Raw genomic sequence first — 25,618 nt, forward strand, 5'->3', positions numbered from 1 at the left:
ATAGTTAGTCGTAACATAATCCTTGCGAATACGGTTTACTAGTTCTCATTCTTATAGCAACTTAGTAGGTGGTTAGTTTGCGAAATATAGTTACCAAAATCTGCCGATGGGTGGGCTTATTGGTTGTTGTACCATCGTTTGCCCAAACGCAGGCGACTGAAACTTGGCCAATACAGCCAGGAATTTACTTTCCTGAGGCACCGCTACCCGGTAAATGGCGCAAAGCGGTTGGTGTTGTTTTTACAACTACTCCGCCCGAATTAACGGAGGAGATTCGGGTGAGCGTGCCCGCTATTGATTTCAATGTCCAGCGCGGATTAACCAAGCACCTATTTCTGACTAGCCGATTCCAGACGCAGTTTGTGCAGAGCAATCTGGGCCTGGGCGTGCGTTGGGCCACGCCATTAACGAACCGCTTGTTCTTATCGGCGGGTTATGATGTAACGGGTTGGCTTGGGGCTTTACAGATCAAAGATGTATTTGCTAGTCAGGCTTATGGCGTCGAAACGTTTCCCAATGTTTCGGTTGGGTATAAACTGACGAAAGATCTGCGATTAACGGTAAAGTCGGAAGCTATCATTGACCTCTATTACCGATCGCAGGTGGGCTCACTGGCAGTTGTTTATAACCGACGGACTATCAACGGGGTAGCATTCACCTTTATACTAGAGCAGCCTTTTTATCATCAGCGGCATGTATCGGTAGGGATTCGGGCGGCTTATTCCAATTTCAACTGGCAGCTCTGGTCACTCTTCGACACCTTTGACCGGAACCTGTTCTACCCACAACTTATTTTTGATTTTATCCTGTGAAACGGTCTCATTATCTGCTAATAGGCTTATTATTTCTACTCTTCGACGGTTGCCGAAAGACGTACGAAGCTGTAGTGCCTTATGCGTTTACCAATACGCCCGGATCGGGGCAGTTTGTGCCACCTATACGGCAGGCTCTGGAAGGGGTCTATACAATTTCAAATGGTGCCAGTCAGTTTGGCGATCAGGCCGTTTTAAAATGGACCTATCTGCTCAACGGTTCAGATACTACCCATTATCTGTCTATTTTCATGGGTACTGATGCCACTTATTTTAATCTGGAAGGTAGCCCAGAGGCCGATAGCCTGGTGTTAAAAGGTTACTGGCGTAAGCTAGTGAATGAGTCCATTGGCGAAGCTCGGTTGATTGTACGAGAAAAGCATAATGGAAAGCTACAGCTCTTTAAAGGTAGTTTGATTCCTGGCGACACCCTGGTAGTTGATGGCTTATACGGCGACAAATCAGCTACGCCTACTAATCCGCTTACGCTGACATATAATCGGCCACTTAATCCGAAACCCTTTTCGATCATGGCGCATCGAAGCGGAGGCCGAACGTCGGATTTGCTGCCTGCGTCCGAAAATTCAGTGGAAATTATTAAGCTGGCTTCACGGCTTGGCGCCACAGGAATCGAAGTTGATGTTCGGTTTACGAAAGATGGCGTTCCGGTATTATACCATGACAATACGCTGAATTTGCGGCTCATTCAGAAGAGCGGGCTGGCGGGCCCTCTTGAAGATTATACTTATCAACAACTAAGCACCTTGGTTCGGCTGATCAATGGCGAAAAGATTCCAACGCTGGAGGAGGCACTGGAAACGGTCGTTAATAATACGTCCTTAGATTTTGTCTGGCTCGATACCAAATACATCGGCCCAATGGACAAAGTACAGGCCATTCAACAGAAATACCGGCAAAAGGCATTGGCCCTGGGGCGTAACCTCCGCATTATAATTGGCTTGCCAACTACAGAGGCTGTAGACTCCTATAAAGCCCTGGCTAATAAAGATAATACGCCGATTTTGTGTGAATTGGATACATCCATTACGCGTAGTTTGAACGCCCGTATCTGGGCTCCCCGCTGGACGTTAGGTCCTCAAACAGATGAAGTGCTGGCCATGCAGGCAGAAGGATTAACGGTTTTCGTCTGGACGCTCGATGAACCCGAATTTATCCGGGAGTTTATCAGTCAGAACCATTTCAATGGAATTCTGTCTAACTATTCGCCGGTAGTAGCGTATTATCATTATATCGAACAACAGTAAGCGCATGATTATTCGTTTACAGATACTGGCGGTGCTAACCTTGCTGTTTATCAGTAACGTAACCGCTATAGCCCAATCAAGGATTCGACGTCAGCGGCCACTACCCGTTTTAACCGATTCGACACGCGGGCCTTATACGCTAGTTGTAACGGCGGGGGGCGGGTTGTCTTATTACTCAACCCACCTTGGGGTTCCGGCTGCGCTGGAGCAAACGCATGTCAGCCGGTTTGGGGTGCCGAGCTCACTCCGTGTAATGTGGTATCCCGATCATCGATTACGGATGGGGCTGGAAACCGGTTGGACAACGATGTATAGCTATAAAGGGCAGGTTGCTGGCGATAATGCCCATGTGTATGTATCGGCTATTCCGATTTTGCTGGTATTCTCGATGCCCTTGGCCTGGCTTAGAGGAACCGATAAAAGTCTGGTTCGGCGGCTTGCTATCACGGCCGGAACGGGCCTATATGTGAACCACTCCCGACTCGATTATGACGGAACGGTTTTCAGTAATACCAATAGCCTGGGCTGGATGGCGGCTGCATCGTACACGTATCCAATCGGGCGTAAATTCAGGGTAGCGGGCGAATTAAAATGGTTCGATGCTGTAGCAACGGAAAATGCTGCGTTTACCGCAGAGCTTCAGCTTGTCTGGCGGGCATTTTCCTGGTGAACGAAAGTAAGTGATAATGGCCCGCAGATGGTCATGATTGGTTAGGATAACTTTTTTTATCATAACAGAACCACACTGATCCTAAAAATCAGCGTTCTATTATCGTTATGGAACAAGACTCAGCGAAACGCGAAATTCTATTTTTAAGTGACACGCAGGCGCCCATGTGGGTTGAACGACTGGTGTTACGAACGCATCAGAATACAAAAGCAACACAGGCAATTTTTGATGAAATTATACGGATTCAACCGGCGGTACTTTACTGGCTGGGCGATATTGTTTCGCTGGGTTACCGAAACCGAAAGTGGCGAATCATCGATCAGTTTTTGCTTCAGTGTACAGAAGTAAAAACGGCTGTGTATGCTATTATGGGCAATCATGACGTAATGGGCCGCCCCCGCAAAGGCGCTAAGAATTTTCAGCAGCGCTTTCCCGAGCACAGCCCAACAGGCTATGTAAAAATAACCGACGAAATTGCGGTGGTCATGCTGAATTCCAATTTCAGTACGCTCTCTATTGCTGATTTGGTAGCTCAGCAAACCTGGTACCAACAAACACTGGTGGATCTTGATAATGACCCCGCTGTGAAGGTAGTTATCGTTACCTGTCATCATGCACCTTATTCGAACAGTAAGTTAGTGGGGTCGTCGAAGCTGGTGCAGCAACGGTTTGTTCCGGCCTATGTTCAATCTCAGAAAGCGCGCTTATTTATTACGGGACACTCGCATGCCTTTGAGCGCTATGAATTTGAAGGCAAAACGTTCCTGGTGATCGGCGGTGGTGGTGGACTTCGTCAACCGCTCAATACATCGCCCAGCCGCCTGCCCGATTTGGCGTTAACCTACAAGCCAATGTTTCACTATCTTGCCGTAAAGCGTGAAGGCGAAGGGTTAGTATTGACCTCATACTGCCTGAAAAGTGATTTTTCGGGCTTTTCGGTGGGCTATCAATTTGAAATTCCTGCCGAAGTTTCCGCTGAATAAGTAGTGAACAGGCCGACGTGTCTTCTACGTAAAACTAGCTATCCTCGTTATGAACTGGCTACGCTTGATAACTCTATTATTGGGCCTATTATATAGTCAACAGACAGATGCTCAATACCGTATCCTCTATCGAAGTCAGGATTTATCGATAAGGCCGGATCTACCCGATACCGCCGATCAAATTACCGCCATTGAGTCGCGGGGAGCGCTGAGCAAATACTTAATTGTTCGCTATGCGCACGCGAAAAGGCAATTGCTCCTTAAGACTAGTATATGGGGATTTATAGATAGCCGTCAGGCAGTGTGGCGATCGTATAAAAAAGAGCTATTCCTTCTCCTTAAATACAACAGCAGTTGGGTTGAATACGCCATAGAGCGCCCAATTGGTACCCGGCTTTCGGCTATGTACCCAGCGATTATGTACAGCCGTACCCTGGACAGCAAAATCAAGTCGAACTGGGGCGATGCCATGAAAGATGTGCCGCCCGGATTTGTAGTTCATTGACTAACTCAATCCTCGGTTATAGTTCCGGCGCCTAAGGCCGAAAATAAGGTTTGCCAGTATTGCGTTACCGACGGGTTGTTTTCCTTAATAGACGCATTTGGCTCGAATGGCAGGATCATCGAGATCTCAGGACTACCAACTGTATAGCGTTTAAGTTGTTCGGCATCCGCTTTAGCCCATTCATCGGCCTGCGCATTGTCCTTTGGCGGTTTCACCTGAAAATCCCGCCGGGTAGTCCCTTTCACACTCTCGATCATGTCGCTGAGGTAATAGACTTTCACGGTCGCCCCTGTTTCATTCGCTTTGGCAATGACGGGTAGGCTGGCCCAGATGTCGGTTTCCTGATTTGATGAGCCCGTGTTCTGTGCGACTAACTGTTGAAGTACACGCTGCCGAATCTGCGCCTTCTCTCGCGAGAGACTCAAATTAAATTCGGTTTCGGCGGCTTCGCGGTCTGTGGGGCTGGCTGCTGATACATCTTCCATTTCGGAGCGAACGGTCAGGTTTAACGCACGAGCTTTGGACGTGTTTTCGTGAATAAAATAGACATCCAGTTTGTCGCCTTTCTGCCGGATATTTTGCTCGATAATGTCGGTCAGCGCCTTTTGGTATTTCTGAGCGACAAACGATTTGTTGATATTGACACTTCGGGTTTTATCCAGAAAAATCAGTGTATAAACGGGCCCCTCTGCAATCGTTTTGGCTTTGTCGCCACTGTCAGAACAGGAAAAAAATAAGGTTAGAAAGAAGCAACCAATCAGTATGTGTTTCATAAGATTTTCTAGGCGCTGAAGCAGTTGAGAATGCCTGAGTTCGGCGCTTTGGTTTTATCGTGTTGATAGAAGCGATTGCCGTAACACACTGTCGGCAGGCGCTTTATGATTCCAGTAATCCGTTTGAGTTGTCTTCTTAAGAACCGCTCTCGAGGTCAGAAGGTTATCTTTGGTATCGTAGGTTTCTTCCCAGCCAACAATTTTATGGGGGAATAACTTCTCGAAAATAATGATCAGCGTCCGGTCGTCGGTAGGGTATTCAATGGTGTAGGATTTAAGGTAGAGGCCCGGATACAGAACGCCTTCATAATCGGCGAGTGTCGCTTTGGCAGGCAAGGGCTCAAGTGGTTTATGGCGTAATCGAGCGGCCATTGTGCCCGGAATCAATTGTAATTCACCACTAGGGAGCTTGTCTGGATTCAGACGAATCCGATTCCAGAGTTCGTCTTCAAACATGGCTTTGGCAATGGTATAGTTTTCATCGGCCTCTTTCTCGTAATAGGACTTGCCACTCACCTGATATCCGTTATTTCGGTAACTGATCTGAAGATAACTATGCCCATCCCACTCCTGATCGGACAGGCTGACTTTCAGGGTGTTCGGGAAAAGGGGCGGCCCATCGGTAGGGTTATTGATTGGCGTAAATACGGAAGCCAATAGCGAGTACTCATACGCTCCCGTCGAAAACTTTTTGGAGTTGGTTGTTTTCAGGACGGGTATTGTGTTTTCCTTGTTGTCGGTTTTCACCTGCTTGTCGGTCCGAAAATCTTCGGTCATGAAGATCAACATGGCCTCACCATCATTCAGGGCACCATTTTTCGCCTGTTTGAGCTGGTAACTATTTACTTCGGCCTTTCCCGAAAACCAATAGCTGTTGAAATGAGCCGATAAGGTATCGGCAGGCTTAGGTTTCGTGTCGGGTTCTTTCTGGAAAATGGTTGCTTTCATAGCGAAAGCGAAGATGACGGCAAGAATCAGAACAAAGAGTAAGAAATTTTTAGTGACGATCTGTTTCATAATATGCCTGTTTCGGCCGCGCTGTGCTACAAAAGTCCGACGGTTTCGCTTATCTTACAACTGTTTAGCCAAACGATTTACCCAACCATGATACGACCTTTCTCTCGGGTACTCCTCTTCATTCATTGTTCCTTATTCATTCTCCATTCTGTAACGGCTCAGGTCGAAAAATCACCACCACGCCACGAGGGTGACGGACCGTTCGGAAAGCTGATTATTCGGGGTGTTACGTTGGTCAACAGCACAGGGGCGCCACCTGTTGGTCCAATGGATATTGTAGTCGAGAAAAACCGAATTACACAGATTCGTCAGGTTGGTTATCCCGGTGTTCCGATTGATCCGAAAAGTCGACCTAAAGCCGATCCCGGCGATAAGGAACTGAATTGCGAAGGCATGTACCTGATGCCGGGTTTTGTGGATATGCACGGCCATATTGGCGGACAGGCGCAGGGGGCCAATGCGGAGTATGTGTTTAAACTCTGGCTCGGGCATGGCATTACAACGATTCGCGATCCATCCTGTGGCAATGGCCTGGACTGGGTGCTTGAACACCGCGCCAAAAGTGAACGGAATGAAATTACCGCTCCTCGTATCAAAGCATACACCGTTTTTGGGCAAGGCGCAAAGGAGCCAATCAGCACGCCCGAACAGGCCCGCGCCTGGGTGCAACTGAATGCGAAGCGGGGCGCCGACGGCATTAAATTCTTTGGCGCCGAACCAAACGTGTTTCGAGCTGCGCTGGAAGAGAACAAGAAATTGGGTTTGCGGTCGGCCTGCCACCATGCTCAGTTAGAAGTAGCTCGCATGAATGCCCTGGCGACTGCTAAAGCAGGGCTGACTTCGCTCGAACATTGGTATGGACTTCCCGAAGCCTTATTTGAAGATAAAACCATCCAAAACTATCCGGTTAATTACAATTATGGCAACGAGCAGAATCGTTTCGAGGAAGCAGGTAATCTGTGGCAGCAAGCCGCTAAACCAGGCTCCGATCGCTGGAATAAGGTAATGGACGAGCTCATTTCGCTGGATTTTACGCTTGATCCAACTTTTAATATCTACGAAGCTAACCGCGAGCTGATGTTGGCTCGGCGTGCTGAGTGGCATGAAGAGTACACGATGCCGAGCCTCTGGCGTTTCTACGGCCCCAGCCGTATCTCGCACGGGTCGTATTGGCAATCGTGGGGAACAGAACAGGAAGTGGCCTGGAAAAAGAATTACCAACTCTGGATGGCGTTCATCAACGAGTACAAAAACCGGGGTGGCCGCGTTACGGCAGGGTCTGATTCTGGCTTCATTTATCAGCTATACGGCTTTGCCTACATTCGCGAGCTTGAACTGCTGCGCGAATCAGGCTTCCATCCGCTCGAAGTTATTCGGGCAGCTACGTTAAAAGGCGCCGAAGCGCTCGGTATGGCCGACCAGATTGGTTCGGTGGAAGTGGGAAAACTGGCCGATTTCGTGATTGTCGATCAGAATCCGCTGGCGAATCTGAAGGTTCTATACGGAACCGGCGCTATTCACCTCAATGAAAAAAACGAAGTTGAGCGTGTAGGTGGCGTTACCTACACCGTGAAGGATGGCATTGTGTACGATGCTAAAAAATTACTGGCCGATGTACGGAAACTAGTCGCTGATGCCAAGCAGAAAGAAAACTTCGAAATCACTCAACCCGGCGTTCCAGCGAAAGCAGGCAAAGTGAGTGGCGGCAAGAATGAGTAACGACTCAAAATTCCATCGTAACCGTAGTTCCCATACCAAGGACACTGTCAATCAATAACTGACCATTGTTGAGTCGCACAAATTCCCGGCTGATTTCCAGACCCAACCCTGTGCCTTTTTCGCCTGCAGTTCCATAACTAGACGTACCAATGGGCCTTGTTGGCATGCCAATGGATTTAGGCATGCCAACACCCGTGTCCTGAATAATTAATTGAGATCGACCGTTTAACTGGCGAGTGCTTACCTGAATATGTCCACCTTTAGGCGTGAACTTAATCGCATTCTGGATGAGATTGCGAGCCACAATTGTTAATTGATACTCATCCGCAATTATTGGGGCTGGCTCATAAAGTGTCGTTACGGTCAATTGCTTATTTGGAACCTCAAAATTGTATAGTAAAAGCACCGATTGAGCAACTTCCTGCAAATCGAACTGAGTGGGTGTTACATAAATGCCGCCACGCTGGAGCTGAGTCCAATTGAGTAGGTTGTCGAGCGTGCTGAACACGTTATCTACGGTTAGCTGCAGTCGGGTATTCGCTTCGGCATATTGTTCAGTTGTTGTATACCCTTTCTGCACATTCATGAGTTGGACTTTGAGGCTCACAATAGGGCTTCGAAGGTCATGACCCAGTATGGCAAACAGTTTGTCTTTTACAAGATTACTTTCGCTAAGCTCATGGTTTTTTTGTTGTAACTGTTTGTTTTGCTGTTGGACAACCTCCTGAATCGTAGTGGCTATTTTCTTGACGGTGTAGGTAACGTAGGTAAGTACAATGAATACACCTAAACCCGAATTGAATTGGCCAATTTCAAACGGAAGGTTCAACTGCCTAAGTACGAGCAGCCTGGCTGTTACATAGCTAATGGCCATAAAAACAGGAACAATCACAGATGCCTTATCGTCCAATAAAATGATGGAAAAGAGGGCAATCATGATAAAATACATCTCAAGATGTACATCAACATGGACTATCAACCTGGTGTAGAGCCCCCAGATTGCTGCAACGTACATCGCACAGATGAAATACCAGGAAGCCAGCTTTAGTTTATAGCGATATATTAACCATAGGGTCGGGAATAGGTATAAAGAAATGGTTACGAGGTTATTAAGCGCTCGATCATAATTGTGGAAAACAAGATTGATGGTTATCAGAAGTGCCAGCAACGGTATACCGAACCAACCAATGTTGGCTAATGTCACAAATCTGACCCGATCAAACGTAGGAAGTGCATCAAGGCGATCTTTCGGATAAAGTCTTGTTCGGAGCCGGGTAATCAAGCTCATAAAGCCATTAATTACTCGTTCCTAAAACCCCCGCCTGCTGCATAAACTGAAGCACCGATGGACGGTAAGTAACTCCAATCGGGAACTTTTTCGCTGAAACCTGTACCTGATGAGCCTCTAAGTGGCTAAGATGCTGCACATTGATGATAAACGATTTGTGTATACGTACAAATCGATCGCCGGGGAGTTCGTTTTCCAGCGTTTTTAGGCGTTGGTTTATAATTACGGGGCCTGTTAAGGTGTACACCTTTATATACGTGCCATAGGCTTCAGCATATAAGATATCGTCGAGCACAAATCGGTTCAGCTTCCGGCCCGATTTAAAGAACATATGCTTTTTCTCATCGACAACAGGAAGCGGCTCTACGGGCTTATTTTCTGTGAGTTGGGGTAGTGCCGCTAAGGCTCGCCGAATGCCCCGAAAAAAGCGCATGTAATCAAACGGCTTGACCAGAAAATCAACCACTGCATCCAGATCATAGCAAGTGGCAGCGTGACTACTATACACAGTAGTCATTATAACCGGCGGAAGATTTGTTAGGCCCTGAATTAATTCCAGGCCCGTCATCCCCGGTAAATCATAATCAAGAATTAAAAGGTCGACGTTTTTAGTAGTCAGCACCATGAAAGCATCCATGGCTGTAGAACAAACTAGGGGTGATTCGAAGAGGGTTGTTTGAGCCAGATACGCCCTGAGTTGATCAACAAAGATGGGGTCATCTTCAACAATGAGACAGGAATACATAATAAGGTATAGTGAAGTTACGAAGTATTATTAATGCCAAGTTAGTTACAAAAAGTAATTGAGCAAAAATAAATAGCTACATACAGTTACGATAGATATAGTCGAGTTTTGATGTGTTCGCCTGACTGTTGCTAACTAGCTATGGGTAAACTGGGCTGCTTAGCCAGCTATACGTTATCTCTTGTATAACAGATAGTTGCTAGAAAAGCTAAATGCGTATACTTATTTTTTATCTTGAATAGTATAGGACTTACGCAAAGGCAACTGAAGGATTCGCCAACTCTTGACGAAGGTAAGCATCTAATAAGCCTTGTTTGAGTTGGTAAACCGTTTTCTTAGTCTGATAAGCCAACTGTTTAAAACGTAACCAAGTCAGAGCCGCTAAGCCAATGTGATTGCGTTGACTACGAGCTAATCGACATTGACAACATTCCAGACCCGTGATCTGCTTATCTTCTCAATGAAACTGCTCAATTGTCCAACGAATACCACTTTTTTCTTCAGCGGCACTCGTCTCATTTTGAGCTAAATCGTTGGTGACGATATAGTCCGTCCGGTGGGTAGACACCAGTACGCGGAACAGTTTAAGATAGGTGTTTTGAGGCATCTTGTGTACTTTAACCAGCTTACCCTGCTGCACCTGTTGAGCTGACCAGCTCAGATAGCTGACAGGTTGATACGGTTCTTTGCCACCTGAATCATCGACCTTACGGTTGCTCTTGATAGGACAGTAAAACAGTTTTTCATTGGTAATGAGCCACTTGAAGAGGTCGGTCACAGCATACCAACTGTCCATTAAGACGATTCGATAACTGATCTGGCGGGGTGCTAGTTGGTTAAGCATGTCCAACACATGATCCAACTTGCTTTTTCCATCCTCATCGGGATTAAAAATACGGTAGTCAATGAGCCAGAACTGATTAATTTTAGGATTGAAGTAGACACAATTAACCACACCGATGCCTTTGATGATTCCATGAGCATTTCCACTGTATTGCCGACGAACCAGTTCAATTTTATGACTATGTTCTTTATTGAGCACGGTATCATCAAAGAGGATATAGCCATCGGTATCCAGTTGAATTTGGTGGCGGACATGTTGCCAGACCTGGCGAGGTGCCACTCGGCTAGCTTTGAGAAAGTACTGCACATTGTCATGGGTGATCCCTTCCAGGTGATCAGCCAAGTAGGTAGCCGTATAGTTGATCTGGCTACTCAGTAGAAACTGTCCGTAAAGTTGTGCGGTGACCTTCAAGCTATTTTTTATTTCAATTTACCACTTTTGCGTAAGTCCTATAGTAGTTAAAAGTAAACAGAGGTGCAGCCTATAGGTTTAATACCGCTACATCTAGATTAGTAATCTCCGCACATCCAGACAATCTAGGCTACTGAGTGCATCGCCAGATAAATGATTCTAATGAGCTGGATGAATGGCCAAAGTCGACCTTGCAATTATCAGTCCAATTTGATTTTGAATGCCAGCGATTACAAAGAATAAAACTACTCTTTCTTCTTAACTACCCTGAATCTGCAGAGTTGAGTTTGCTTCTTAACACTGTTAACTATATACGTATATACAGCTTATAGAGATTATCAACCAATTCCATGACAAAGCCAGAAATACGGTTCACTGCACTGGACAAATAGTATTTCTGGCTTTGTATGAATAAAAATAGAGTCTGTTATGAAATAGGAATGGATGACTACGATTTGGGGAAATAGCTGGGAAGTCTACCTAGATCGAGTAATTCTAGCGTACGACAGATCCAGGCTTTGGGCAGACAGATGATTGCTGCTAGATGTGTATTGGTTAGAAGTTACTTCGTATTCTCAACTGTTGGTTTTCTATATGTATTTGCGTCATTCATTGTAAGAAAAGCCTCGTTCATGTAAAAAACGAGATTGTATACACTAAATAAGTGTATTTAGGAAATAGCAAGTGACTCTATAGTAATAATTGGCAACAATTTGGCTACGATACCTGCTGAAATCTACTAGCAGTGCCAATTTTCTAAATTCATGGTGGCCTATCTCTATTATAATAACTCTATCAAGTAGGTGTAAATCTAACTTTGATTTACTAATTGTTGAGGTTATTACCATCCAGATTAGCCCAATTCTGCAAGTGGACCCAAGGTGTTATTCTGACTTTTACTCAGCCAATGAATCTTTTCGATGATCAACTGAAAGGCAAAATCATATTGGTTAAGCGGCCAATAAGTAGCCGTTTCTGCTGATTCAGTGAATCTGTTTTGTGTAACCTTCTCAACGCTAGAGTCCAATTGCCTTGGCTAATCACTGGTTAGCTAGTTACTACTTGTTCATAGAATCACTATTAATCTACCTCTTGATACACATGAAAACGTTCTACTCCACTGTTCAGGATTATAATCGATCAACAGCAACCAGTTCTGCTCCAATCAAGCTGGAACCTCGTTAGCTCGGCACCCCCAACTAACAGTAGGCAAATGAGCTTAAGGTCAGTGCAATAGCGCATTTCATTTTTGTTTTTTATAGAACCTGTTCGATCAGGAATAGTCTCCTCTTTCTTTTTGAGTACCCACCAAACGACTTGTCGTATGTCAGATATCTCTACCTCACAATCAGGTAGGCTTTACTACTACCCGCAAGCATCCTCCTTGCTGTATAGAGCTTTTTACGCGATCAGAACCTATGCCTGGTTTTTGATTGCGTCTATGACGTTTATAGTAATCAGTCACGGTATACAGGCAAGTCCAGGTACTGACGTCAACAGCGGCTTTACCTCAAGCCCAGTCGGTTCTGCTACAGCTGTAGCCACAATGAGCCTGGGTACCAATAGTCCTAATAGTCCTCCCTTTGAGGCCAGCTTTGCCACCTGCCCAACCATTACATTCACAGCACCAGCGGCCAATACGCAATATTGTGGCAACGGCACAGCCACCTTTACCGTTTCGACGACTGCCGTAGCACCCGATGGCATTAAACTGGTTGCATTCACCACCGAAACCAATCCATATTCTACTACAGCCACTCCCGTCTTCTCTACGTCGACTGCATCCAGTACGGCAACGGGCACTAAAACGCTCACCTTTAGCAATGTACAATTACCCGACAACCTCACTGGAGCAAACATGGGTTTGTTTGTGTATGCAATACTGGCAACAGCAGATGCGAGCTGCCAACCTGTTGATGACCTGATTATTACCCTGAAGCCCCGTCCGAATACGATTATTGGGGGCCCAACACAGGTGTGTACAGGCGATAAAGCGACGCTATCAGCACTAGCTTTCAGTGGAGCCACATACCAGTGGTTCTATGGCAGCGGTACTACCTCTATCAGCACCAGCAACCCGTATACTACCACGGCCATTAATACGGCAGCTACCTATCGGGTACGTGTTACACTAAGTAGTTGCGTATCGGATGATGCTAGCTTTACCGTTACCCCCGTTACCTGTACATCTTGCACTGCCAGTGCCACCAGCCTGGGCGGCAAAGTGTTTCATGACTTTGACAGTGATGGAACAGCCGACACCTATGATGTCAGCCTGAGCAATGTAACCGTGACCCTCTTTCGTTGCGATGCCACTAACCAAAGCGCACAAGTTGCTCAGATGCAAACCGATCTGAATGGTGCCTACAGTTTCACGGGTTTGACTGCCGGAACAACCTACCGGGTCGAGTTCAGCAACCTGCCAGCAGGTTACCAACCCACCTATCGGGGCACCAATAACGGCACCACCGTACAGTTTACGCAGCCAGGTTCCTGTACCACCAGTTTGGGCTTAAACACCGCCAATGATTATTGTCAGACCAATCCATTGCTGGTAACGCCCTGTTATCTGGATGGTGCTGTTACACCTAATACAGTCGCTGGTACCGATGTATTGGTAGGTATCAATTATGACCTGACCGGTAGCGTGAACCACATTGCCACTCGTACCCAAATTGGCTCGACCTGGGGCGTGGCTTATGCCAAAACAACCAAGCAATTATACACAGCGGCTTTCCTCAAGCGGCATGTGGGGCTTAAAGATGGGAATCTGGGGCAGATTTACGTGACCGATATGACCAATCCGGCTAGCCCGGTCACCACGCCCTGGCTCAATGTCTCTGCCCTGGCTGGGGTAAGTGGTAACTGGCAATTTGATCTGGATGCCGCCCGTGGTTTGACCAACGCCGGAACTCCCAGCTTAGATGCCCAGTCGTTCAGTGTCGTAGCCGGGATTGGCTTAGGTGATATTGACGTTAGCGAAGACGATAAGACGCTGTATGTCATGGATTTGACCAACAAGCAACTATTGTCCATCGATATTGCCAGCAAGACCCTTATCGGGAAGTATCCTGTTCCCTCGCTCTGCACAACAGGGCCATCTACCAGTTATTTCTCGGCTGGTTCAGGGAATAATACCTTCATCGCAGCCGATGGGAAGGAGTGGCAGAAAGGCTATCTGTTCGATATATACGGTAGTTCGATCAATTATGGGCAGACCATTACCAATCCTAATAACGCCACAGCCGGAACCGCCGATGCCGCGCTATACGCCAATTCAGCTTACGTCAATGCTGGTTCGACGATGATCTATAGCTTCCCGGTGGGGAACGGCACATTTGGCGTCAAACTGCATTTTGCCACCAATGCCACCACCAACAACCGCAATATGTCTGTCGCCTTAGAGAGCACAACCGTACTGTCGGGCTTCGATGTGTATGCGGCTGCTGGCAGTCAGATAAACGTTGGAATTACCCGTTCGTTCACCACTACGGTTACAGATGGAGTATTGACCATTGCCATCACAGGCAATACAGGCGGTGGGGCAGCTATGCTATCGGGTTTTGAACTAACTACCTCCAGTGGTACGCCAACTGGCGAAACCCGGCCATTTGGCCTGGCTGTTCATAATGGTAAAGTGTATGTAGGTGCCATTTGCGATGCCAGCCATTCACAAAACCGCGATGATTTACAGGCCAGTGTGCTGGTGTTCGATCCAACGACGAGTACGTATAATCCGATACCGGTATTAACCTTCCCACTCAATTATACAAAAGGGTTAAACGTAAGTGCAACACCAACGGATGTTCAGCAATGGCACCCCTGGACAAGCATATATCCGAATACAACTGGGATTAACGTTGGTGGATTTACACTCTACACGCAACCGACCCTATCGGATATTGAGTTCGACGTGGATGGAAGTATGATACTAGGCTTCTTTGATCGCTTCCAGCACCAGCAGGGGGCAGTGCCAGGCCAGTACACGCCTGACCATATAGCAGCCAATGGCCGGACATCGGCTTACGGTGCTGTTGGAGGTGATTTGTTGCGGGCTTATTTCAACGGTACATCGTATGAAGTAGAGTATAATGGCAAAGAAGGGCCTACGAGCCCCAAAACGGCAACCTCGGGTCAGAACAGCGGACAAGGTATTGGCGGTGGCGAGTTTTATGTAGATGATACCGGCCTCCATCAGGAAATCAGTACGGGGGGCTTAGCCTTCAAACCAGGCTCGGGCGAAATTCGCATATCGGCAGGTGATCCCCTCGTCTATAGTTCGGGTGGCTTAACCGGCTTCGACAACACGACGGGTGCTAAACAAAACGGGTTTACCCTTTATTCCGGCACCGGCGGTGGAACACAAAATAAAGCCAATGGCTTAGGTGATCTGGAAGTCCTCTGTAATCTGGCTCCGATTCAGATCGGGAACCGAGTATGGCGTGATGATAACAGCAATGGTATCCAGGACCCTTGCGAACCGCCTATTCCAGGCGCCGTAATTACCCTTTACGATGCGGCCAAAACCACTGCATTCGTCAGCGTAACGACGAATGCGAACGGGGGGTACTACATCGCTAGCACAACGCTCACCGCCGGAACCTCTACCTCATCTGTAGCGACAACCGCACTGACCTACAACACTGGTTATGCACTGGTACTTACAAGCCTGGGAACCAGCACAGTTGTCACAGGCTTATCCCTGACGTCGGTTTCACCGGTAACTCCGGGCGAAAGCAGCACGGCTAATTCAGGCAGCACCCAAGCCAACAACGACGCGATGGTCATGAATGGCAAGCCGACTATTATGCTCTCCACAGGTGGGCCAGGCTCGACCAATCATACCTATGACTTTGGGATTTCCATCCCCGACTGTGCAAAACCAGAGCTGGCTGTCAGCCAATCGCAAACAATCTGTCAGGGAAGCAGCTTCAGTTTGCCGCTTTCGACTACAGTAACGAGCAATACGGTTACGGGTGTACAATGGTATTTTACCGATGCCAGTGGCAGTTCGTTTACTGCCATCAGTGGGGCAACTAGCTTAACATTTAGCCAGCAACCAACGTCAACGGGCGGTATTCGGTATTACGCCATCATTGGTCAGAATGGACTGAGTGCCACCTGCTCCGACACCGCCTTTGTGAACCTGATGATCAAACCGACACAGACGCTGACCATTTCCACCCCATCGGCTGCTACCGTGACCCAGTGCGCCAATACAACGCTCACCGTTACGGTATTAACCAATGCTTTAGCACCCGATCAGGTTCGACTGGTGTACTTTACCAGTCCCTTGGCCACTGCTGTCAGTGCGTATACAGCCGCAGGTGGCACCGTGCTGGGAACGATAGCCTCGACCACAGCAACCGGTACCAAAACCCTTACATTCTCGAACTTACAACTGCCGGATAATGTCAGCGATGATCCGTTGCCGCTGTATGTCTATGCCGTTCTGGTATCGGCTGACGGCGCCTGTAAACCTGCCGATCAGTTCACGCTTGTACTCAATCCGCGACCAACCGTCGTCATTACGGCTAATCCGATTGTTTGTCAGGGAAGTTCGACGACACTTGCGGCCAGCGGGCCAGGGGGCACTACCTATCAGTGGTTTGCTGGTAGTGGCACAGCCGTAGTTGGTACATCCAATACGCTCGCTACAGGAGCTATCAGTACAACGGCAACCTACACGGTTCGTGGTACCTACAATACCTGTATTTCCGACAATGTGCAGATTGCCTTAACGCCAATTGCCTGTACATCCTGCACGGCCAGTGCTAGTACGATTGGTGGCACAGCCTTCCGCGATTATAACAGCAATGGCGCTCAGGGCACCAATGATCCGGGTATTAGTAATGTGACGGTTACGATCTTCAGCTGTGATGCTTCGGGCCAGAGTACGCAGGTTTCTCAGGAGCAAACCGATGTTAACGGAGCCTACAGCTTTACCGGACTGACGCCAGGAACCACCTATCGCGTTGAATTCAGTAACCTGCCATCTGGCTATACCTCAACCTTTAAAGGTACACAGAATGGGTCGACAATTCAGTTCACCCAGCCCGGTAGCTGCTCGATCAGCGTGGGGCTGAACCAGCCTAACGACTATTGCCAGACGGACCCAGGCTTTGCGGTCGTCTGTTTCACCCGGAACAATGATGGCGCTACTGAGCCAACCATCATTGATATGCAATACAGCACTGGTCAATCCTTCACGTCGACCAGTACGGCCGATGCCAACTATACCTGGGGGCAACCTTCGGGTGGAGCTTCCTATTCGATAGCTGCTCATAATGTAATCGCCACCAAAGGGGATGTGAGTACTACGTTTGGACTAGCCTGGGATCGTACCCATAAACAATTACTGTCTGGTGCCTTCATGCGGGCCTATGCGCCTATGCAGGCCAATGTTGGCGGTAATACCTTTGGCGAGGCTACCATCTATAAAATCGATTACACCACAGGATCTGCCAGTACTAAATCGGTTTGGCTCGATCTGGAAACAGTCTATGGCGATGGCTTTGCGGGTGTTTATGTGGCTGATGCTACCTATCCGGGGGCGAGTATTTATGGACGAACCAACGGCACACCTGCCAAAATTGGCTACACGGGCTTAGGTTCGATGCAGTTTGCCCGAGATGGTCACGAGTTATACACGATCAACCTGAAAACGCAGGAGTTGCTGGTTATTCCAGTAAATTCCGACGGAACCGCCGTAGCGAATGCCGCGCAGATCAAGCGATTCCCACTGCCAACGGATGGTTGTCCAACAGGTAACTGGTCGGACGGACGTCCGTATCAGGCAGTGCTGGGTCTGGGCGTTCACCCATCCACCAATCGGGTATATGCCACCGTGACCTGTACGGGGCCTACTGCGGATGATTTAAAGGGTATTGTCTATTCGGTAGATGCATCGGATGCTACGCCTGCGTCGACTGATTTCCGCCAGGAACTGGACGTACCACTTAATCTGAATATTCCAGCTACGAATGTCAACGTAGCGCAGTATTACGGCCAGAATGTACACCCTTGGGAGGTAGTGACAGCCAATAGTACGTTCTATAACAATAACGGTGATAACAATAGCCAGCATACGCAGCCGTGGTTAGCTGAGGTTGAATTTGATCCTCAGCCGAACGGTGTCTACGGGATGATGATTGCTACCCGCAACCGGTACCACGACATTCTTAATTCGTCGTTCTATGTAACTGGCGGGGTGCTGATGCGGGGTGCAAACCTGGGTACTGAAGCCGCTCCGCAGTGGTCTCTGGAGCACAATGGAGCTGTTGGCCCATTCGCATCGGGCGTGAATTATACCTATACCGCCAACCGTGCCGGTGCAAACACCAGTCCAACCAACCGTTTCTTCAAATATCAGGGGCTAGAAGGTACCATGTTAGCGGGTACGATGGATTATATACCCGGTCGGCCGGAGATTCTGTTACCTGCTTTGGATAACGTGTTATACAATGCGACATCAGGTATGACCTGGTTGAATCGCACAACAGGAGATCGATCCAAGGATAACCATCTGCTCAGCGATGGTACGGCAACGGGGTATACGAACGTTAACTTTACCAAATCCAACAACTGGGGTGGTCTGGCCATCATGTGTAATGTGGCTCCGATTCAGATTGGGAACCGGGTTTGGCGCGATGATAATAAAAACGGGCTTCAGGAGCCTTGCGAACCCGCTATTCCAGGCGTAGTAGTCACGCTCTATGATGCTGCAAAAACGACGGCACTGGCCAGTGTAACGACCAACGCAGCCGGGGAATATTATTTCTCCTCAACGACCGTGACGGCGGGTACATCTACCTCATCCGTCGCCACAACGGCCCTGACGTATAATACGAGCTATGCCGTGGTAATCACGAGCCTGGGCAGCAGCACAGTGGCCAGCGGCTTGACCTTAACCGATGTAAGCCTTACTCCGGGCGAAAATGGCACTGCTAATTCGGGCGCTACCCTGATCAATAACGACGCGATGGTCATGAATGGCAAGCCGACTATTATGCTCACCACGAATGGGCCAGGTACGTCCAATCACACCTACGACTTTGGTCTGACCGTTGTGCCCTGTTCACTGAGCTTAACCGCCACACCAGGTACCTGTAGCACGGCTACCAACCAGTATGTGGTTACAGGAACGATTAGCCTGACGGCTGCTCCAGCCAGCAGCCTGACGATTACCGATGGGCTGGTGAGCACGATTGTTTCGGTAAGTGCTGGGCAGACGTCCACAACCTATAGTTTGTCGGGACTTAACTCGGGTACTGGATTACACACCGTGACGTTGTTCTCATCGGCAACGGCTTGCGGTACTACTTCGGCTACCTATACGGCACCAGTTTCCTGTTCGATAGCACCTGCACTGGCAGTAAGTGTTACGCCCGGAACCTGTAGCACAGCGACCAATCAGTATGCTATTTCCGGTACGATCAACCTGACGGCTGCCGTAGCCAGTTCGCTCACGATCACGGATGGAACCAGTTCAACAGTTGTTTTGGTGACCGCTGGACAGACAACCGCCAGCTTCAATTTAGCAGGTTTGACCTCCGGTACGGGCTCGCATACGGTTACTGTAAGTGGCATCGGTTATTCACCCGCATCCACAACCTACACCGCTCCGGCGAGTTGCACAGTAGCACCCTGCGGCTTAGCGATGGTCGTTACTCCAGGGCTATGTCAGTCAGCCACAAACGCCTATACGCTGTCGGGAACAATTACGGCCACGAATGTACCTACCAGTGGAACGCTAACCATTTCGTCCGGTGCATTCTCCTCCCGAACGATCGCATTGCCAATAGGTAATGCATCGGGAACGTTTAGCTACTCTGGACTGGTGAGCAATGGGCAGACGTATACCGTAACGGCCAGTTATTCTGACGGAGCCTGTTCGCCGGTTAGTCGGACGTACACCGCGCCTGTTTCGTGTTCCGTAGCGCCGGTTTGTAGTCTGAGTGCTACGGCAACTGCGAGTAGTTGCGCTACGGCTGCCAATACCTACTCGGCTACGGTTGCTGTTGCCTTGACTAATGGCGTCGCTGGTACGATCACCATTAACTTGCCGGGGGCAACACCAGTTAGTCAGACGCTGGCGGCCAATACCGGATCGTTTACAGCCATCTTTGAGAATCTAGTTTCGGATGGGGCTACTCATACGGCTACGATCAGCCTGCCTGGTTGTAGCACCACAACGGCAACCTTCACGGCTCCAGCTTCCTGCTCAGTAGCGCCGATTTGTTCGATCTCGGCGGTAGCTACGGCTGGAGTATGTTCTACCGCGACCAATACTTATTCGGTAACGGCGTTGGTAACAGTTCAGAATCCAACAGCAGGTGGAACTGTCTCCGTTAGTACCGGTGGGCAAACACTCACTTTTAGTACGACGGCCAACAGTCAGAACACGTTTACAGCTACCTTCGATGGATTGATTTCGGATGGTGCAAATCATACGGTGACGGCCAGCCTGCCCGGTTGTAGCACAACAGCAGCGACTTACACGGCTCCGGCTTCGTGTTCGGTAGCGCCAATTTGCAGCCTGACGGCGACAGCCACGGCTGGTCTGTGTGCCACTGCCACGAACACCTATAGTTCTACGGTGGTTATTCAATTGACCAATCCAACGGCAGGCGTGTTAACCGTTACAGATGGGCCACAAAGCGCCACGCTGGCTGTAACACCCGCTGGCAACGCGACCTTTACAATAGAATTCCCCGGTTTAACTTCCGACGGGACAACCCATACCGTGACGGCTTCGTTGCCCGGTTGCTCAACTACAACCACAACCTATACTGCTCCGGCGAGTTGCTCGGTAGCGCCAGTTTGCTCGATTAGTGCCGTAGTCACGATTGGCACTTGTGCTACAGCCACCAATACCTACTCCGCTACCGCAGTCGTGACCGTCACGAATCCAACCGCTGGCGGAACGGTTTCGGTCTCCACTGGTGGCCAGACGCTTACTTTCAGTACGACGGCTGTCGGACAGAATACCTTCACCGGCACGTTTAATGGCTTGATCTCTGATGGAGCCAGTCATACGATCACGGTAAGTCTGCCGGGTTGTGCCAGCGTCAACACGCCATATACTGCCCCTGCCAGTTGTTCGGTAGCTCCGGTTTGTTCTATCTCGGCAATAACCACAACAGGTCAGTGCTCGACAGCCACGAACACCTACTCCAATACCGTGACTGTAACGATGACCAATCCTTCGGCAGGTACGCTGACGGTTACCGATGGCGTAAATAGTGTAACGATTGCTGTACCGACTACGCTGGGTACAGTAACTGCACCGGTCATTTTCAACGGATTGGTCTCTAATGGGGCAAGCCATACGGTAACGGCTAGTCTGCCTGGTTGCTCCACCACGACAACCACCTACACAGCTCCAGTTAGTTGTTCGATAGCGCCTGCTTTGGCTATCAGTGTCACACCTGGAACCTGTAGCACAGCGACCAATCAGTATGCAATTACGAGTACTATCAACCTAACGGCTGCCGTTGCTGGTTCACTAACCATCACGGATGGAACCAGTACAACAACCGTTTCTATAGCGACCGGACAAGCAACTGCCAGCTTTGTGCTGAATGGATTGGCTTCGGGTACGGGCTTACATACGCTCACCGTGAGTGGCATCGGCTATGCGCCCGCATCCACAACCTACACAGCTCCCGCCAGTTGTACCGTTGCTCCGGTTTGTAGCCTGAGTGCAACAGCCACTGCGGGTATCTGTGCTACGGTAACCAACACCTACTCGGCTACGGTTGCTATTGCGCTGACAAATAGTGTGGCTGGTATAATTACAATTAGCCTGCCCGGTTCGACACCCGTCAGTCAGACCATTGTTGCGAATACCAGTTCGTTTAGCGCAACCTTCACTGGACTTGTTTCCGATGGGGCTACTCATATTGCTACAATCAGCCTGCCAGGTTGTGGTACAACAACGGCCAGTTTCACGGCACCGGCCAGTTGTTCTCTCACTCCGTTGGGTAGCCTTGGTGACTTTGTCTGGAAAGACAATAACGATAACGGTATACAGGATACGAACGAACCCGGTGTGGCTGGTGTAAAACTAGAACTGTTTACCGTGGTGGGTGGCGTTCGCAGTACGAGCGCAGCCAGTACAACGGTTACTGATGCTACTGGTCATTATTCGTTCCCGAATTTGTCGGAGGGCGACTATCAGGTGCGCTTTAGTGAGATTCCAGTCTCTTGCACCTTGACTCCTCACCAGAACGCGGGTACCAACGACGCAAAAGATTCTGACGCAGACCCAATAACTGGTTTCTCCCAGGTTGTTCATATAGATCCTTCAGGAACCGGGTTGGCAGTAAACAATCCGACCGTTGATGCAGGTCTCCAACGTCTGGTGTACGACCCAACCGGCTATATCTACTGCTATAAGAATAACACCATTTTGAAAGGTGGTAAAATTAGCGTGACGGGTCCGGGTAGTACTACCGTTGTGCTGGATGGTTCAAAGGGTTACTATCGTTTCCTGACAGATGGCACGCCGGGTAGTTACACGCTTACCTACAGCCATCCCAATGGATACAGTATTGCCACAAGCGCCTGGGCACCAGCAGCGCCTTCAATTGCCCCAACCACACTGGATGGGTCGGTGCAGGACAAGGATATTCCGGCTAATGGATGGGTACAGTTAGGCTCGCTACCTACTGCCGATACAACGCAACTTCAGAATGGTACGCAAGGCTATAATCCGTACTATCTGGTGTTCAATGTACAGGCGGGCGATCCCTATATTTCTAGTAATAACCTACCCGTGGACTGTGATCCTCTGTTAGGCAGCATCGGCGATTTTGTCTGGAATGATCTGGATAAAGATGGACGTCAGGATGCAGGTGAGCCGGGTGTGAATGGTGTAACGATCAGATTGTTGCAGGAAACAACGCCTGGAAACTACACTGTTTTGTCGACAACCATAACAGCGGGTGGGGGTAACTATCTGTTCCCGAATCTGCCCGAAGGAAATTATGTCGTTGAGTTCGACAAAGCAACCTTGCCTGCGAACTTCTCGTTGACGACGGCAAACGCATCGGGCGTACCCACTGCCCTGGATAGCGATGCCAACACGACGACAGGACGCTCTGGTCTGATTGCGTTGGTGCCAACAGATCCGACCCGTCGCGATATTCTGACGATTGATGCCGGTATTGTGGACGTAAGCTGTCCACCAGCCAAATGCTTACCGATTGTTATTAGGCGGACACGGTAATGGACTCACACACTAAGCCGTGCCACGGTTTAATTAAGCGCTAGGACTAACCGTGGCTCGGCTTAGCGTGAAAGTCTTGGATACATCTGGCACAAGTGATCAAACTCCCTTGTGCCAGAATTTTACCCACAGTACGATTGATTAGTTTCCTAAATACCTGCCGTATAAAACTTGACTTATGCCTGCTACCGTTTTTCTCAATTCATTGAACTCGTTCTTTAATCTTTCCAGGGCGGTGTTACAAAAAACTCACCAGGAAAAGCAAAGTACCAGTACCCTTGGCAATATAGTAGGGTTAAGTCACAACAGTGTTCGAAACCGCTATCAGAATCCTAAACTATGGCGCATTAGTGAAATAGAGCTTTTAGCTATGCATTACCATTTGCCCACCCGCAGCTGCATTCAGATGCACGGTACAGTTGTCGAGCTGATCACTTATCTACAACAATTACCCAGTCCCGAACGCCGACAAGTGGAGCGCTTATGTCAAATTAAAACAGTCAATATGGCCAAACGATTAGATGATGACTGGTCGCTTTTAGATCTTGAAAAACTTCAAAGCGGATTTCAGCAGTGGGTTATCAAATAGTCGAGGGGGAGGGTAAGTTAGCTCTGATATCATCGGTCTGTAAGGACACCTAGAGTATATCCAAATCTTTTTTGCCTGTTTGAAACTCCGTTAGGAGTGACCTGTTAATAGAAAAGAAGATTGGACATAACTCCCAGCGCCGTAGGTGCGACCTATATGGACAACATTAGGCCGCACCTACGGCGCTGGGAGCTTTTAGTAGGCAAAATATCTATTGACAGGGCGCCCTCACAGGGCTGATTAACCTGTGTTAGAGGTGTATATATACTTTAGGTGTTTTAACCTGATAGCTGTGGTGAGGACACAGACCGAGGATATCGATAAGCGCGAAAGCTCTGTTAATACAGCCACAAAGAACTTAGCGCTTTTGCCCCTGTATTGATTCGGGAGTGAGAATAAGCCCCTCCTGAGGCTCTCGTAGGAGGATACTTTTTTCATCAATCAACTTTTTCAGCGATTCATCGGTCAGCGTATCCAGTAGCCTGTATTTCAACTGAAACGTCTTGCTTCGGTTCGCCGACTGCCACTTCATGATCTTGCAGTGGCAGTTGGCGTTTTCGGGCGTATTGGTGATTTCTTCGAGCGTGCCGCCGTTGCCCTGCTTGATAAACACATTCCGTATCCCAATCATGTCGTTGCTTTTGCCCGTATCGAAGCTCCAGGTAGTGGCGATGCTTGTCAGATAGCCTTTGCCCTTGTCTAATCGCAACAACGCGTGGATTGGCGATTCTACCTTGCCCGTATTATTCTTTACCCGCGAATAAATGGAAACCAGCGACGGCGATTCAAACTGTACGTAACCGATGTGGTCGATGTTGGCCCCGTGTCGGTAAAAGGTGAAATAGCCATTTTTGTAGGTGATCTCAACGAGGTTGTTGGCCACCTGATGGTACCGATTGGGGTCATTCCCTCTTGCCTGAGGAGCGCCCGTATAATACAGCCAGATTCCCGACAAACTATCAATTTCGGCCTGTGTGGGTTGATAGGGGAGAATATTCAGATCGTTGCGAATCGTTGCCCATTCCATCCGCTCGGAGAGCCAGTACGCACTGACAAATACTAGTATGGCGAGTGTGCTTAATAAACCAACCACCCAGGTCTTCTTCTGCTTTTTGAATGCCGCATTTAGTTGAGTACTTGTAGTCGCCAGCTCTTGCCGACAAGCAGCTAACTCTTGTCGGAGAGCTTCCTGTTCGTCTTTAAGTAATGTCAGTGAGGCTTCTGACCCTTCAACCAGATTAGAATCCAGCGGATTTTGCTCGAACCCTTTGCGTCCTATACCATATAAATAAATGTAACTCGCGTCGATCAGAAACGATCGTGGATTTGCGACCAGGCGATTATAGGCATCTTTAAGCTGAACACCCGTAATATCGTACTTCCGGTGGGGGTATTCGAGTTGCCTGGGATTTGGGTCGGGTGGGTATGGATCGTGCCCTAATTGCTGAGCTGTATTCGGCAATTCGTTGCTAATGGTGCTGAGGGTTTTGGCTACTTCTTCGTAGTTTTTCGGATTGGTATTCCGTACGATTCGTTGACCTGTGGCAAGTTGGTACTTCTCGATTACTTGCTCAAGTAAGTACGCAATCTCCTCTTTGCCTGTCTTCAGCTTCATGCAAATGACTTGTTGTGAGTCGTTTATGGAAATTTATTAACATTTATAAAATTCCCTAAAGATACAGGTTCATTTATAAAGTAGGTCGGATAATTATATATGACGAACAGGTGAAGTAATAGGATATATTTGAGGGTCGATCTGAAGGCC

13 protein-coding genes and 1 pseudogene are annotated in these 25,618 nt (G+C 48.6%); 8 read left to right on the top strand and 6 right to left on the bottom strand.

All coding sequences use genetic code 11. The features are described 5' to 3' along the window. Positions 1-77 precede the first annotated feature (77 nt). From H3H32_RS31370 to H3H32_RS31390, 5 genes are all read left to right on the top strand, one after another. Positions 78-812, top strand: coding sequence for a hypothetical protein (locus H3H32_RS31370; protein WP_240543553.1), 735 nt, complete (start codon positions 78-80; stop codon positions 810-812). After that, on the top strand, positions 809-2,077 hold the full coding sequence (locus tag H3H32_RS31375; protein ID WP_182459677.1) for a glycerophosphodiester phosphodiesterase: 1,269 nt from the start codon (positions 809-811) through the stop codon (positions 2,075-2,077). The genes H3H32_RS31370 and H3H32_RS31375 overlap by 4 nt, the downstream gene beginning before the upstream one ends. A 4-nt stretch (positions 2,078-2,081) precedes the next feature. Further along, complete coding sequence (locus H3H32_RS31380) at positions 2,082-2,747, top strand: hypothetical protein (protein ID WP_182459678.1); 666 nt, start codon at positions 2,082-2,084, stop codon at positions 2,745-2,747. Positions 2,748-2,854: 107 nt separating this feature from the next. Next, positions 2,855-3,730 carry a metallophosphoesterase family protein gene (locus H3H32_RS31385; RefSeq protein ID WP_182459679.1) on the top strand — a complete coding sequence of 292 codons (876 nt, stop codon included), beginning with the start codon at positions 2,855-2,857 and terminating at the stop codon, positions 3,728-3,730. Positions 3,731-3,779: 49 nt separating this feature from the next. Beyond that, entirely contained in the window at positions 3,780-4,235 is a 456-nt protein-coding gene (locus H3H32_RS31390) for a hypothetical protein (protein ID WP_182459680.1), read from the top strand. A 5-nt stretch (positions 4,236-4,240) separates the two neighbouring features. On the opposite strand, the gene H3H32_RS31395 is transcribed toward H3H32_RS31390, so the two are convergent. Together H3H32_RS31395 and H3H32_RS31400 are read right to left on the bottom strand one after the other, a co-directional pair. Next, a complete protein-coding gene (locus H3H32_RS31395) occupies positions 4,241-5,008 on the bottom strand; it encodes a hypothetical protein (RefSeq protein WP_182459681.1) in 768 nt (255 codons plus the stop codon). Positions 5,009-5,062: 54 nt separating this feature from the next. Continuing rightward, complete coding sequence (locus tag H3H32_RS31400) at positions 5,063-6,025, bottom strand: hypothetical protein (RefSeq protein ID WP_182459682.1); 963 nt, start codon at positions 6,023-6,025, stop codon at positions 5,063-5,065. 87 nt (positions 6,026-6,112) lie between these two features. Here H3H32_RS31400 and H3H32_RS31405 point away from each other — a divergent pair, with 87 nt between their 5' ends. Next, positions 6,113-7,744, top strand: coding sequence for an amidohydrolase family protein (locus H3H32_RS31405; protein ID WP_182459683.1), 1,632 nt, complete (start codon positions 6,113-6,115; stop codon positions 7,742-7,744). Between the two features lie 4 nt (positions 7,745-7,748). On the opposite strand, the gene H3H32_RS31410 is transcribed toward H3H32_RS31405, so the two are convergent. The 3 genes and pseudogenes from H3H32_RS31410 to H3H32_RS31420 form a co-directional block, all read right to left on the bottom strand. Beyond that, positions 7,749-9,032 carry a sensor histidine kinase gene (locus H3H32_RS31410; RefSeq protein ID WP_182459684.1) on the bottom strand — a complete coding sequence of 428 codons (1,284 nt, stop codon included), beginning with the start codon at positions 9,030-9,032 and terminating at the stop codon, positions 7,749-7,751. 7 nt (positions 9,033-9,039) lie between these two features. Then, complete coding sequence (locus H3H32_RS31415) at positions 9,040-9,777, bottom strand: LytR/AlgR family response regulator transcription factor (protein WP_182459685.1); 738 nt, start codon at positions 9,775-9,777, stop codon at positions 9,040-9,042. Positions 9,778-10,027: 250 nt separating this feature from the next. Next, positions 10,028-11,032: pseudogene (locus tag H3H32_RS31420) on the bottom strand (IS701 family transposase). A gap of 1,324 nt (positions 11,033-12,356) precedes the next feature. Here H3H32_RS31420 and H3H32_RS31425 point away from each other — a divergent pair. Beyond that, a complete protein-coding gene (locus tag H3H32_RS31425) occupies positions 12,357-23,264 on the top strand; it encodes an SdrD B-like domain-containing protein (protein ID WP_182459686.1) in 10,908 nt (3,635 codons plus the stop codon). Positions 23,265-23,442: 178 nt separating this feature from the next. Beyond that, a complete protein-coding gene (locus H3H32_RS31430; protein ID WP_182459687.1) occupies positions 23,443-23,853 on the top strand; it encodes a helix-turn-helix domain-containing protein in 411 nt (136 codons plus the stop codon). 358 nt (positions 23,854-24,211) lie between these two features. Here H3H32_RS31430 and H3H32_RS31435 read toward each other — a convergent pair whose 3' ends face one another. After that, entirely contained in the window at positions 24,212-25,468 is a 1,257-nt protein-coding gene (locus H3H32_RS31435) for a hypothetical protein (RefSeq protein WP_182459688.1), read from the bottom strand. Positions 25,469-25,618: the final 150 nt, after the last annotated feature.

The organism is Spirosoma foliorum (genome assembly GCF_014117325.1).
GTDB lineage: Bacteria > Bacteroidota > Bacteroidia > Cytophagales > Spirosomataceae > Spirosoma > Spirosoma foliorum.